The organism is Streptomyces sp. NPDC059851 (assembly GCF_042732005.1).
Lineage (GTDB): Bacteria > Actinomycetota > Actinomycetes > Streptomycetales > Streptomycetaceae > Streptomyces.
Window position 1 is genome coordinate 1 of the sequence record NZ_JBHWJJ010000030.1, and the last position, 13,042, is coordinate 13,042.

Genomic DNA, 13,042 nt, shown 5'->3' on the forward strand with positions numbered 1-13,042 from the left:
TCCCGTCCACGTCCGGATCGCCCGCGGCCGGCGCACCCGGGTCGGCGAGCAGCGCCGCGAACCGCGGGTCGTGGACGCAGCGCAGCGCGAGCTCGGCCGCGGACGGCTGCTGGTCGTCGCCGCGCAGGGCCGGCAGGTACGGGTCGGAGCCGGTGGAGTCGAGCAGGGCGGTGCGCAGGGCCGGCCTGGGCCGGTCGTCGTGGGTGGCCATGACGACGGCTCCGTAGCGCTCGTAGCCCTCGGCGGTCTCGGTCGGGGTGCCGGCCGCCTTGCGGAACTCGGGGAAGGAAGCGAAGTACCCGAGGTCGAGCAGGAGTCCGGGTGCGGCGAGCCGCTGCCGTACGGCGGTGAGGGCGGGCGGCAGGGCGGCCCTCACGGCGTCGCCGGCGGGCAGCCGGTGGGCGAGCCAGGCGGTCACGGCCACGGTGTCGGTCAGGACCGTCGCGTTGAACGGTTCCGCGGCCGGTGTGCTGGGCGCCACCCGGTCGTTCTGGACCTTCCACTCCGTGTCGGTGCCCAGCGACGGGGACGCCGCGGGGTCGAGGATGGAGACGAGGGCCCGGTGCGTGGGCCAGGAGGTGCGTACGGCGCGGGTGGTCTCGGCGAGCAGCCACTCGGGTACGGGCGTACGGCGGCCCACGCGCCGGTTCCACAGCTCGGCGGCGGCGGCCACGTCCGGGCCGTCGGACCACAGCCGGGCCGGGTCGGCGGGCAGCAGGGCGGCGACGAGGGACCGGCGCAGTTCGATGTCGAGCGCCTTGAGCTCCGTGCGGGCGTGCTTGGCGTCGGCGGCCTTCACGCCGAGGGCCGTGCGCAGTTCGGCCGGCAGGAAGTTGTGCTCGTAGCTGTCGATGTTCGGCAGGCCGGCGAGCAGCAGCTTCGCCGTCGTGGCGGAGACGCCGGTCAAGCGTGCGAACTCGTCCGCGGCCTCGGGACGCAGCGGTGCGGGACCGTGGGCGGCGGCCTCGGTGAGGAAGGCGGTCAGCCAGCCGGGGCCGCGCTCGCGGTCGCCGACGGGGGCGTCGCCGCGCAGGGTGTAGGGGCCGGGGACGGTGAACCGGCCGGAGGGGTCGTGGAGCAGGGCGCCGAATTCGCCGCCTCCGCCGGGTACGCCCTCGCTGTGCTCGGTGAGGGCGAGGACGGCGCCGCCGCCGAGCGGGAGCAGGCTGCGGTGGGAGAAGTTGCGGCCGAGGCCGTCGGGGGTGCGCAGGTGGTGGTCGTCGAGGTGGACCAGGACGCGGCGCCAGCGGTCGGCCGATCCTTCGGCCGAGGCCAGGCCGAGGGCGTCGATCGTGCCGAGCAGCCCGCACAGGGCGGCCCGCTGCTCGTCGGTGGCGCCGGGTGCGACGGCCCGGTAGGCGATGGCGGCGGGGTGGTCGAGCATCGGCGTGAACGGGAGCCCGGAGTACTCCAGCGCGGGCACGTCGAAGTGGAGCCGCCCCGGAACCGCGGTGGCACCGGTATCGGCGATCGCGGCGGCGAGGCGGTGCAGGTACTGGTGGGCGACGTCGCGCTGGGGGCCCCAGTGGTAGTAGCCGGTGCCGATGACGCCGCGCAGGGCGTTCTCGACGAACGCGTCCGTGGGACCCTCCGGTTCGCCGGGCGCGGCGGCTTCGGCGGAGTCGAGACGGGCGGCGATGCCGTCCAGGGCCTTCTGCTGGGTGAGGGCGAAGCGCAGGACCTCGATGATGCCGCCGAGCAGCTCGGGCGCGGTGACCTGCGGGAAGGCGGCACCGACGAGGCCGGGCAGGTCGGACGCCTTCTCCGCGGCGGCGGCCGCCGTGAGCAGGGCGGCGACGGTGTCCCGGTCGGCGGCGCGCAGGGCCGCCGAGCCCTGGGGGTCGCGGGGGCGCAGGGCGTACCAGAAGGGCAGCGGCGGGAGGGCGACGCTGCCGGTGGCGAAGCCCTCGTTGCGGTGGTCGCCGCTGGTCATCGCGGTGACGACGCCGTCGGGGTCGGTGATGTTCAGTTCGCGCCAGCGGTGGGTGAGGGCCCGCGGCCGGTCGTCGCCGGGGACGGCGAGGGCGGCGGCGGGCGTGTGGGCGTCCTCGGGGACGCGGACGGTGCGGCCGGCGGTGTCGCGGCCGATCCAGCCCTCGCCCTTGATGCGGACGGCGCACCAGCCGAGGAGGCCGTCGGCGGGCGCGCCGAGGGCCGAGCCCTCGACGGTGGGCGCGGGCCGCAGCCAGGCGGAGTGGGCGGAGAAGCTGGTGTGTGAGGGGTGGGCGCTGAGCGCGTCGGTGAGGAAGGCCGGTTGGGAGAAGCGGCCGTGGGTGCCGTCGGCGGGGTTGTACTCGCACCAGCCGGAACCCTGGTCCTGTTCGCGGCGCCGCCACACCCAGTACGAGGTGCCGTCGGACAGCAGGGCCCGCTCGGTGGGCAGTTCGGTGTCCCCGGCGTGCAGGACGCCGCCGCCGACGGTGCGGCCGCCGCCGGGGAGGGGCAGGCTGATCTCGTCGGAGCGCAGCGACCAGTGGGCGCGGTCGGTCTTGAGGGTGAAGACGTTCTGCGGGTCGGTGTGCCAGTAGCCCTGGACGTCGCTGCCCCAGGTGGACCAGAAGACGAGCAGCGCCCCGTCGACGTAGTGGAATCCGTACCGGTACGAGCCGCCGACCGGCGCGCGCAGGTCGTGGGTGAGGACGGTGGAGTCGGCGTCGATGACGCGGACCTGGATGCTGTTGGCGACGATGAGGTGGGGCCAGGCCTCGACGATGGTCAAGTTGTTGCGGTGCAGCGCCTTCCGGTCCGCGAGTTCGACCAGTGCCTCTTCGAACGCGGGCCAGGCGAACTCCTCGAAGAGGCCTCCGCGCAGGGTGCGGGCGAGGATCCCGCCGAGGTCGGCGGCGGCCGCGGCGGCCACCTCCTCGCGGGCGAGTTCGAGGGCTTCGGCGGGCAGCCAGGTCAGTCGGCTGATGGCGTCGGGCAGCCCGGGCAGGCCAGCGGCCTTGGAGTTGCCGGCGACCTCCTGCATCCATTCGGTGAGCATCGGGCGGCCGCCCGGGGAGGCGGCGAGCCGGCGCATGACGTCGGCGCTGGAGTCGGCGTCGCCGAACGCGTTGAGGGCGCGGCGGAACGCGGGCCGGAACCGCTGGTCGGCGGCGAGGGCGAGCAGGTCGCGGCGCTGGTCGGCGCGTGCCCAGTCGGCCACGTTGAGCTGGTTGTGGCGGTAGTGCGAGCGGGAGTTCTCCTCGGGGTCGGCGACCGGGATCCCCAAGGAGAGGACCAGGTCGAGCAGGTCGACGTCCTGGACGCCGATGCGCAGGCCGGCCTCGCGTCCGGGCTCGGCGAGTTCGGTGCGCAGCCGGTCAGCGGCACGCGTGACGAGGTCGAGGAGGGCCGGCGGGGTGGTGCGCTGCCCCCAGCCGCTGTGGCGGGCGGTGTGGTAGCGCTCCAGCCAGCCGGCGGCTCCGTCGGCGCAGCGCTGCTCGGCGGGCAGGGTGGCGTCGACGAGCCCGGCGGTGGCACCGGACTCCTCCAGGACGTCCAGCCAGAGATCGGACAGTTCCCCGTCGCCGCCGGGCGGCATCAGTTCGAGGAGGGTGCCGCGTACGGCCGGTTCGCGGCGGGCCAGTGCGATCAGCGCGGTGCGGTGGGCCTTCCACCAGCCGTACGCGGCGCGCAGGGTGGCGGGCAGCGGCAGCAGCTCGGCGAGGTATTCCTGCTCGGCCTGGCTGCCGGTGAGGCCGGCGGCCCGGGCGAGGCGGCGCAGTTCGGTCGCGGCCTGGGCCGAGGGCGGCAGGCCGCCGGCGGTGCGGCGGACGCACAAGCGGCGGAAGCGGGTGTGGGCCTCGGCGGGACCGACGCGGGCGGAGAGGTCCTTGGCGTAGCCGGTGAGGACCTTCACGGGGAGGGCACCGACGAGGGCGAACTCGAGGAAGACGGCGTCGAGGCGGTCCTCGTCGACGGCGAGGCCGTGCTGGGCCTCGGCGCTGCGGGCGCGACCGAAGAGCTGGGCGGCGTAGGCCGTGTTCTCGACGGCGAGGAAGAGGCGGGCGGCCTGCTCGTAGAAGACGGGCAGGAAGTGCGGTACCGCGGCGGCGAGCCGGCCGGCCAGCTCGTGGCAGGCGTCGAGGGCGGCCTTGGGCTTCGTCTTGGCCTGGCGGGCGGCCCGGTCGAGCTCGGGGACGACCGCGAGGGCGTGGTGGCCGTCCTCGGGGTGGTGGACGAGGATCCACTCGGGGAAGCCGAGGGCCTGGCGCTGGCCGAGGCCGACGACGGGCGGCTCGCCCTCGTCGGGGACGAGGCCGAGGAAGCCGGCGGCCAGGTCCTCGGCCGGGCCGAGTTCGGCCGGGGCGAGCCGGACGACGACGCGGCCGTCGGGGAGGGCGGGGTGGCGGTAGGTGCGGGCGGTCAGGTCGACCGCGGAGCGTCCTGCGTCGTCGGTGCCGACCGGGAGCACGGCGCCGGCCTTCAGCAGCAGTTCGGCCTCGGTCGCCGAGCCGGGCGTGGGCGTGCTCGTGGCGGCGGTGGCCGCGGTCGTTGTCGTGGTCGTGGTGGTCATCGTGCGTCCTTGCCCTCTTCGATCTTGCGTCCGGCGTACAGTGCGGCGGCCATGCGCATGCCCTCCGACCAAGCGACCGGTCCGACCTCGGTGAGGCGCACCGCCCGGCCGTCCTCGTCGTGCCAGCTCAGGGCGCCGGTGGTGGCTTCTGCGTCGTAGTAGGGCTCGCCGATCCAGACGGCGGCCTCGGTGGCCCGGCCGGTGTCGCGGACCGCACAGGTGGCGTAGCCGCCGGACACCCGGTAGCCGAGGCCCGTGGCACGGGCGGCCAGTCCGAACCGGTTGGGGAAGACACCGCCCGCGTAGTCGCGTACCTCGGTGTCCTTGGCGGCGAGCCCCTCGGGCTTGAGCCAGGTCGCCCGGTGGATCTGCTCGACGCGCTGCACGATGCCGAGTTCGGCCGCGAAGTCCCGTACGTCGTCCAGGTCCGGCAGCAGCACCGGGTGGGGCAGGGTCACGGTGCGGGGGGAGAGCCGTACGGTCTCACCGTCGAGGTTGACCACCTTCAGCTCGCCGGAGGCGGTGGCGTCGCGCAGGAAGCCCACCTCGTCCGGGTCGTCGCCGACGACGGCCAGGTCGCGCAGCGCGTTCTGCCAGGCCTCGTCCGGCCAGACCCGGGCGAGGAGGGCGGTGGGCACGGGCAGCGAGGACACCATCCAGGTGTCGACCTGGGCGGTGCAGGCCGCCTCGTGCCGGTCGAGCCATTCGGCGAGCCGGCGCAGCCGGTCCACCTCGGGGTGGTCGCGCAGGGCCTTGGGCAGTGATTTCAGCTGCCGCCCCGCCGTGCGCCCGGTGGTGGACCGCGCCGCCACCTTTCCTTCCACCAGGGCGATCTCGTAACCTTCGCCCGCCGCCAGCCAAGCCATGTGCCTCGCGCCTTTCCGCCTGCCCGATCCGATTCCGCGCAGCGGCGGGTACGGCCGAAAAAGCCCCCCTGAGCTGCGGTATGCGGGGAGATTAGCCGGGGCCACTGACAACGCCCTTCCAGGGGGCTCACATGGGGGTTCCGGGACTGCTGCAGGGCCCGCACCCTGGGCTGAATGTCCGGTTCTGGGTACTGTTTTCGAGACAGTGCGCGAACCGGGGTCTCGGGGGACAGTTCATGGAACGTCAGATACGGGTCGTGCGGGGCGCCGTGTTGGCGGCTTCGCTGCTCCTGGCCGCCGCGGGCTGTACTGCGGGCGGCACGGACCGGGCGGGTTCCCTGGCCTCCGCCCCGCCGTCACCGGGAGGTTCACCGACGACCGCGCCGGCGCCGAAGGGGCCGACCGCGACGCCGTCGGCCGGCGACGGGAAGGCGGGCGGAGACGGGAAGGCGGGCGGAGACGGGAAGGCGGGCGGGGAGGCGGGCGGCGGGGAGCTGCCGGGCGTGGTGGGCGTCGAGGCGGCCCGTACGCAGCTGGCGGGGCTCACGGTGGCGCCGGTGGGAACGATGGCCGGTTACAGCCGCGACAGGTTCACGCACTGGGCGGAGCAGGGCGGTACGTGCAACACGCGCGAGGTGGTCCTCCGGCGCGACGGTACGGACGTGGTGCAGGACGCGGAGTGCCGGGCGGCCTCCGGGACGTGGAAGAGCCTGTACGACGGTGTGGTGGTGACCGACGCGTCGAAGATGGACATCGACCACATGGTGCCGCTCGCCGAGGGGTGGCGCACGGGCGCGGCCGCGTGGGACGCCGCCAGACGGAAGGCGTTCGCCAACGACCTGGCCCGCCCGCAACTGCTGGCGGTCACGGCCGCCTCGAACCGGTCCAAGGGCGACCAGAGCCCGGACCAGTGGCAGCCACCGGACCGGTCGAGTTGGTGCCTGTACGGGCGGGCGTGGACGACGGTGAAGTCCGCCTACGGCCTGACGGTCACCGAAGCGGAGAAGAAGATGCTCACGACGATGCTGGACACCTGCGCGACCTGAAGGGCGGTCGGGGCGCGGCGCCGGGGCACCGCGCCCGGCCCGCGCCCGCTCCCGCCCCGGCCCGCCCCGACCTGACGGGTACGGGATCAGGCCTCGTACTCGGTGAGGTCGATGCCGTACACCTGGAGCAGGTGTCCGTGCTCCGGGTCGGTGGCCTCCCCCTGGGGCGCCATGCCGAGCTTCTCGGCCACGTTGTCGGAGGCCCGGTCACCGGCCCGGACGACGGCGATCACCCGGTCCAGGCCACGGTCCTGGAGGGCGAATTCCAGGGCGGCCTGGGCGGCCTCGGAGGCGTAGCCCTGGCCCCAGTACTGCCGGCCGAGCCGCCAGCGGATGTCCACGGCGGGCAGCAGCTCCGGCAGGTGCTCGGGCACCGACAGCCCGACAGCGCCGATCAGCTCGCCGGAGCCCAGCAGTTCGACGGCGAAGGGGCCGAAGCCCTCCTCGTCCCATTCGTCCTCCCACCGCTCGATCTCGTCGGCGGTCTGCTCCAGGTCGAGCGGGGAGCCGTCGCCGATCCAGCGCATCACCGCCGGATCGGCGTTGATCTCCGACAGGGGGACGAGGTCGTCGTCGTCCCAGCGGCGCAGGAGGAGGCGGGGGGTGCGGATCTCGGTCATGCCCCCCATCCTGCCGAAACGTCGCCCGCCTGCGGTAATCGGACCCGGTCAGGGGTGGTGGAAGCGGACCTCGGGCGCGTCGGCGGACGGGCCGTCGAGCAGGGGCTGCGGTATGCCCTTGAGGTGACGGTCGAAGAAGGCGCCCACGTAGCGGCGGGTCAGTTCGAGGGAGCGGTCGCCCGGCAGCGGGCTCATCCTCGGCAGGCCGAGCTGGTCGCTGACGGTCGGCCAGTCGGTGAAGGTGAAGTGGTGCGAGTCGGCGAAGGTGATCCACCGCTTCCAGCCGTCGAGCCGGGGCCAGTTGGCGTCCCAGCCGGCCGGGTTGCCGGGCATGCTCCCGGGGACCGCGTCGGCCCCGCCGAGCAGCATGAAGGGCCGGCCCTGCAGTCCGCCCTCGGGTACGGGCGAGAACAGCCCGCCGTCCATGTCGATGCCGGCGCGGACCCGCGGGTCGGCGGCCATCACGGCGGCCGCGGCGGAGCCGCCCATGGAGTGGCCGGCCGCGGCGATCCGGTTCCGGTCGATCAGGCCGCTGTGCCGCCAGGCCGGGTGCCGTCCGGTGAGCCGGTCCAGCAGGAAGGACACGTCCCGGGCGCGGTTGTCCGCCACCGGCTTGAAGTCCTTCGTCTGTCGGACGATGTCGCAGGCCTTGCAGGTCAGGACCCGCCCGCCGGGGAAGCTCGTGCCGGCGGTCTCGTACGCGTGGTCCACGGCGGCGACGACGTAGCCGCGGGAGGCGAGTTCCTCGGCCAGCGAGGTGAGCGTGCCCCGGGGCACGGTGAAGCCGGGCGAGAGCACGACCAGCGGGTGGCGGCCGCCGACGGGGCGCGCCCCGGACCTGGCGTACGCCTTCGTCCCGGCCAGGCTTTCGACCGCGACCTGCTGCTCCATGCCCCGGTCGGCGATCAGCAGGCGGGCCTCGTCGTCGGTGAGGTACGGGGCCACGGGCCCGCCGGTGCCGCGGTGGGCCGGGTAGCGCATGGTGACCATCAGCTCGCGCGGGCCGGTCCCGGCCCAGGGGTCGGTGCGACTGTGGTCGACGAGGTGGAGGGTTTCCTGTCCTACGGCGAACGGGCCGGTCACACGGGGCAGTTCGGGTCGGACCACACCGGTGGTGGCGGGCGCGGACGCGGCGGCCGGCGTGGTCGGCGCCCCCGTCGTGGGCGCGGCCGCCGAGGCGGTTCCGGCGGTGGTCAGGACGAGCGGAAGGAGCAGGGCGCCTAAGGCGGCGGCAGCGGCGGTACGGCGTCGGTTCATGTGTCGAACGTACCTGCGGGCGGTGCGGTTGATCGTCAGCTCGGAGGTTGATCCGGTGCTCCGCCCACGGGAGCACCTTCCGTCCGCCGCGGGGGTGACGGAAGGCCAGCCGGGGCGGTCTCAGGAGACGCTGATCGCGTTCAGTTTGGCCCGCAGGTACGCGTGGGAGTCGACCGGCTCGTGCACGACTCGGCCGATCGGCTGCGGCAGGGACTCGACGCGGGTGTGCGGATCACATTCGTAGAAGTACACCAGCGACACCAGTTCCTCGGCGGGCAGGTCGGCGGGCGGCGGCAGCACCCGGTGGCGGCCGGCCCGCCAGCGGTCCCCGGTCCAGCGGGCGAGCAGGTCGCCGATGTTGACGGTGAGGGCGGCCGGGTCGTACGGGGCGTCCTGCCAGCCGTCGGCATCGGTGTGGATCTGGAGGCCGCCCGCGCCCGGCTCCCGGTCGAGGACGGTGACGGTGCCGAAGTCGGTGTGGGCGCCGATGCGGTACTGGCCGGGCAGCGGCGGGCCGAGGACCTCGGTGCCCGGGTACCAGTTGAGGTTGAAGCCCCAGGTGGGGTGGCCGGTGTGGCGGGTGAAGTGGTCCGGGTCGAGGCCCAGGGCGCCGGCGAGGAGTTCGAGCAGCTCGTCGGACAGGGCCCGCATCCGGGTGAGGTACTCCTCCACCGGAGGCCTGAGTGCGGGCACTTCGGCCGGCCAGGCGTTCGGGCGGAACCACTCGGCGTCCACCGCGGGGTCGCCGGTGGGTTCGTCCGCCGCCCAGGACCAGGACTCCTTCAGGTCGGGCGGGGAGGCCGCGCCTTCCGCGTAACTGTTGGCCTCGGCGCCCGGGCCGAGCCAGCCGCGGCCGCCGACGGTGACCGCGTAGGGCTCCTTCACCCGGGCGGGCAGCCGGAAGAACGTACGGGCGGCGGCACGGATCCGGGCGGGCAGGGCGGGGTCGATGCCGTGCCCGGTGACCAGGAGGAACCCGGCGGCCCGGAGGGCCTCGTCGACCCGGGCGGCGATCCGTGCGCGGGCCGCCGGGCCGCCGGACCGCCACGGCCGGAGGTCGATCACGGGGATCGGGGAGCCCGCTTGCTCGCCGCTGGTCTCACGAAGTGAACCCGCCATGTCGGCCTGCCTTTCCGAGCCGGTGTCGGACGTCCGCCACCGAGGCTAGTACGGCAGCGGGTGGTGCCGTGTGGGACTGGCGGACGCGCCGCGCCGCGCCGTCTCCCCGTCGACCGGTGGGGGCGGATCCGCCGCGTGTGGCACGGCTTCCGCACCGGTGCACGATCGGGCGGGGTCAGACCGCCTGCAGTCGGTGGAGGTAGAACTCCCCCAGCGGGTGTTCGAGGTAGGAGGACTGCACCCGGTAGCGGCCGTGGGGGACGTCGAGGCGGAGCATGTACTCCTCTTCCGTGTCCGCACCCGGCACCAAGGCGTCGATCAGCGCGTACTGCCCGCCCAGGACGATCTCGACGGCGTCCTGCCACCCCGGTGCGGTCATGGCCCGCTCCACCTCCCCGTGGAGGTCGATGCTCTCGTCGGAGCCGACGTTCTGGACGAAGGTCATGCTCTCGGGCAGGTAGGCCACGGGGAGGGCCTCGCCGCCGATCGTGAGGACTTCTCCGTGGCCGGGGAGCAGGATCTTGTTGATGTACGCCTCCAGCTCCGTGTGGGCCTCGGTGCCGTCCCAATCCGGCACGTATCCTGCAGGGCACAGCGCGTAGTAACCGAAGTCCGTCCCGTCGAGCCAGTTCACCGACACCATCGAGTTCCCGTCCCCCCTATTGCGACGCGGGTCCGCGTCTGCCGTGCCCCATGAGTAGCACGGGGCGCCGACAGTCCGGCGCGGGGACTCCGGGCCGGCCGGCCGGGAGTCCCCCGGCCGCACCGCTCAGGGGCGCTCCAGGCCGGCACAGGGCGGGGAGTAGGGGACGTACGGCAGGTGGGCGGCCCACTGCGCGCGGGTGATCCGGGGACCGGGGTGGGCGCATGCCCCGGCGATCACCCGGGCGAGGTCGGTGCCGGTCAGCCGGACGGTGGTGTCGAAGCCGCCGGAGGCCAGCACGGCGCCGTCGGGGCTGAAGGCGACCGAGCCGACGGCGGTGGCATGGCCGGTGAGCGTGGTCAGCAGCCCGGGGCGGGCGCGGCGGGCCACGCTCCACAGGCGGACCGTGCGGTCATCGCTCGCGCTGGCGAGGGTGCGTCCGTCGGGGCTGAACACCACGGAGCCGACCACGTCGGTGTGGCCGGTGAGGGCGGCGAGCGGAGCGGGCCGCCGCGGGTCGGCGAGGTTCCACAGCCGGATCGGGGAGCGGCCACCGCCCGCGGAGGCCACGACGGCGCCGTCGGGGCTGAAGGCGACGGAGAACACGGCGGTGTCATGGCCTTCCAGGGCGGCCAGCGGGACCGGGCGGCGCGGGTCCGCCACATCGGTGAGCCGGACGGTGGAGTCCTCGCCCGCGCTGGCCAGGGTGCGCCCGTCGGGGGCGAAGGCGACGGCGCGGACCGCATCGCGGTGCCCGCCGAGCCGGGCGAGGAGGGCGGGGCGGGCGGCGTCGGCGACGTTCCACAGGCCCACGCTGCCGTCGCTGCCGGAGGTGGCGAGCGTGTGCCCTTCGGGGCTGTAGGCGAGGGCGCGCACCTCACCCCCCTGCCCGGTGAGCACCGCCAGGGCGGCGGGCCGGGCCGGGTCGGAGACGTCCCACAGGCGGGCGGTGCCGTCGGCGGATCCGGTGGCCAGGGTGCGGCCGTCGGGGCGGTAGGCCACGGAGCGTACGTCGCCGCTGTGCCCGGTCAGCGTGGCCAGGTGGGACGGCCGGTCGGCGCCGTTGGTCCGCCACAGCCTGGCGGTGTGGTCCCCGCTGGCGGTGGCCAGCTGCCGGCCGTCGGGGCGGTAGGCGAGCGCGGCGACCTCCTTGGGGTGCGCCGGCATCGTCGTCATCAGGGCGCTGACCAGGCTGTCCCGGGTTTTCGGGGTGGGCGAGAGGCGGTAGGCGGCCAGGCTGAGCTGGACGGCCAGACCGGGCTCGGTGGTGGTGAGGTCGATCGTGCTGTCGGCGAGGTTGCGGGCGACGGCGTCGTTGCGCTGCCGGGTGACCTCGGCGCCGGCGCGGACGGCGCTGGCGGTGGCGACGCCGGCGACCACGACGAGGGCGGCGAGCAGGGCGACGAGGTAGCCGAGGCGGCGGGCGCGGCGTCGGGCCGAGTTCCCGGCGGCCTCCTCCGCGGCGAGTCCGGCGTCGAGGAAGTCCCGCTCCGCGTCGGTGAGTGCGGTGGCACGGCCGGCGGCGAGGTCGCGGGCGAGGGCGAGCCGGGTGCCCCGGTACAGGGCGCCGGGGTCGCGCCCCAGGTGCTCCCAGGCCCGGGCGGCTTCGGTGAGGCGGCGGTGCAGCCGCAGGCGTTCGCGGTCGTCGGTGAGCCAGCCCCGCAGCCGGGGCCAGGCGCGGATCAGCGCCTCGTGGGTGAGCTCGACGCGGCCGTCGTCGAGGGTGAGCAGGCGCAGCCGGGCGGCGCGGGCCAGCACGGTCGCGGTATCGGCGTCCGAGGGCAGTTCGTCGCGGGCGACGGGGCGTTTGGTGTCCTCGGTGCCCTCGCCGAGGGCGATGAGGTGGACGAAGGTCTGGCGGGCCAGCCGCTGCTGACGGGGGGTGAGGGAGGCGTACAGGGCTTCCGCGGACTGGGCGAGGGCTCCTTCGAAACCTCCCGCGGCGTGGAAGCCGTTCAGGGTCAGGGCGGCCCCGCGGCGCCGCCGCCACGTCTCCAGGAGGGCGTGGGACAGCAGGGGCAGGGCGCCGACCTGCCCGTGTGCGTGGGCGACGAGGGTGGCCTGGAGGGCGCCCTCCACGGTGAGGCCCGCCCGGCGGGCCGGTTCGACGACGGCACGGCGGAGTTCGGCCGCGGTCATGGGGCCGACGACGGTCTGTGCGTCGCGCAGGACGGCGACGAGCGGGGCGTGACGGGTGCAGTGGGCGTAGAAGTCGGCGCGGACGCCCAGGACCACGCGGCAGCCGGAGCCGGGGCGTCGCGTTTCCCCGACGAGGGCGGCGATGAACCGGTCCCGGGCGGCGGGGTCGGCGCACACGGTGAAGACTTCCTCGAACTGGTCGACGACCAGGACGAGTTCGTCGGCGGTGGCGGGCTCGCGCGGCGCGGCGAGGGCCTCCTCCAGGCGCTCCATCGGATCGGGTCCGGGGGTCAGGACGCGGGCCGCGGTGTGCGGGGCGTCCCGCCGGAGCCGGGGCAGCAGTCCGGCGTGCAGGAGGGAGGACTTGCCGGCTCCGGATGCGCCGACGAGGGCGACGACCCGGTGGCGGGCCAGGGTGGCGAGGAGGTCCTCGACGAGCCGCTCCCGGCCGAAGAACAGGCCGGCGTCCTCGGCCCGGAAGGCGGCCAGGCCGACGTACGGGACGCCTTCGGGGCCGTCCTGCGGCGGGTCGGCGGCCGGCCCGTCCGCAGGTTCGGCGTCCGCGTCGCGGTGTCCGGCGGACAGTTCGGCGGTGGCGGCGTGCCAGTGCCGCTCCCACTCCCCCGTGTCGCCGCCGCAGGCGCGGACGTAGGCGAGGGTCACGTCCAGGCTCGGCAGCCGCCGGCCGGCAGCCGCCTCGGACAGGGTGGCCACCGAGTAGTGGGCGCGGGCCGCGAGGCGGCGGTAGGGCGGGGAGCCCGCCTCGTGGCGCAGGCGACGCAGGGCGGCGGCGAACCGCAGCAGCGGTCCGTCGTCGCCTTCCAGCGGGCGCTCCTTGCGGGCCATGCCCC

8 protein-coding genes are annotated in these 13,042 nt (G+C 75.1%); 1 reads left to right on the top strand and 7 read right to left on the bottom strand.

Annotation, left to right across the window (positions count from 1 at the left end):
• Together ACFV7Q_RS13335 and ACFV7Q_RS13340 are read right to left on the bottom strand one after the other, a co-directional pair.
• Positions 1 to 4,501: DNA-binding protein (locus ACFV7Q_RS13335; protein ID WP_385427762.1), on the bottom strand; the 4,501-nt coding region annotated here is incomplete at its 3' end.
• The gene (locus ACFV7Q_RS13340; RefSeq protein ID WP_385427765.1) at positions 4,498 to 5,367 is read right to left on the bottom strand and encodes a DUF4132 domain-containing protein; all 870 of its coding nucleotides are present in this window, start codon (positions 5,365 to 5,367) and stop codon (positions 4,498 to 4,500) included. The genes ACFV7Q_RS13335 and ACFV7Q_RS13340, both read right to left, overlap by 4 nt.
• Positions 5,368 to 5,603: 236 nt before the next feature.
• Between ACFV7Q_RS13340 and ACFV7Q_RS13345 the strand changes: the two genes are divergently transcribed.
• Entirely contained in the window at positions 5,604 to 6,413 is an 810-nt protein-coding gene (locus ACFV7Q_RS13345) for an HNH endonuclease family protein (protein WP_385427767.1), read from the top strand.
• A gap of 86 nt (positions 6,414 to 6,499) precedes the next feature.
• Here the strand turns inward: ACFV7Q_RS13345 and ACFV7Q_RS13350 are convergent, their stop codons facing one another.
• The 5 genes from ACFV7Q_RS13350 to ACFV7Q_RS13370 form a co-directional block, all read right to left on the bottom strand.
• The gene (locus ACFV7Q_RS13350) at positions 6,500 to 7,033 is read right to left on the bottom strand and encodes a GNAT family N-acetyltransferase (RefSeq protein ID WP_385427770.1); all 534 of its coding nucleotides are present in this window, start codon (positions 7,031 to 7,033) and stop codon (positions 6,500 to 6,502) included.
• A 48-nt stretch (positions 7,034 to 7,081) separates the two neighbouring features.
• Complete coding sequence (locus tag ACFV7Q_RS13355; protein WP_385427773.1) at positions 7,082 to 8,290, bottom strand: alpha/beta hydrolase family protein; 1,209 nt, start codon at positions 8,288 to 8,290, stop codon at positions 7,082 to 7,084.
• A gap of 120 nt (positions 8,291 to 8,410) precedes the next feature.
• Complete coding sequence (locus tag ACFV7Q_RS13360) at positions 8,411 to 9,409, bottom strand: isopenicillin N synthase family dioxygenase (RefSeq protein WP_385427776.1); 999 nt, start codon at positions 9,407 to 9,409, stop codon at positions 8,411 to 8,413.
• A 175-nt stretch (positions 9,410 to 9,584) separates the two neighbouring features.
• Entirely contained in the window at positions 9,585 to 10,043 is a 459-nt protein-coding gene (locus tag ACFV7Q_RS13365) for an Imm21 family immunity protein (RefSeq protein ID WP_385427779.1), read from the bottom strand.
• 135 nt (positions 10,044 to 10,178) lie between these two features.
• Positions 10,179 to 13,037 carry a hypothetical protein gene (locus ACFV7Q_RS13370; RefSeq protein ID WP_385427782.1) on the bottom strand — a complete coding sequence of 953 codons (2,859 nt, stop codon included), beginning with the start codon at positions 13,035 to 13,037 and terminating at the stop codon, positions 10,179 to 10,181.
• Positions 13,038 to 13,042: the final 5 nt, after the last annotated feature.

Excerpts from the sequence above, each read along its gene's own strand:
- ACFV7Q_RS13355 (WP_385427773.1), bottom strand. The coding sequence starts at position 8,290 with ATGAACCGACGCCGTACCGCCGCTGCCGCCGCCTTAGGCGCCCTGCTC.
- ACFV7Q_RS13350 (WP_385427770.1), bottom strand. The coding sequence starts at position 7,033 with ATGACCGAGATCCGCACCCCCCGCCTCCTCCTGCGCCGCTGGGACGAC.
- ACFV7Q_RS13340 (WP_385427765.1), bottom strand. The coding sequence starts at position 5,367 with ATGGCTTGGCTGGCGGCGGGCGAAGGTTACGAGATCGCCCTGGTGGAA.
- ACFV7Q_RS13345 (WP_385427767.1), top strand. The coding sequence starts at position 5,604 with ATGGAACGTCAGATACGGGTCGTGCGGGGCGCCGTGTTGGCGGCTTCG.
- ACFV7Q_RS13360 (WP_385427776.1), bottom strand. The coding sequence starts at position 9,409 with ATGGCGGGTTCACTTCGTGAGACCAGCGGCGAGCAAGCGGGCTCCCCG.
- ACFV7Q_RS13370 (WP_385427782.1), bottom strand. The coding sequence starts at position 13,037 with ATGGCCCGCAAGGAGCGCCCGCTGGAAGGCGACGACGGACCGCTGCTG.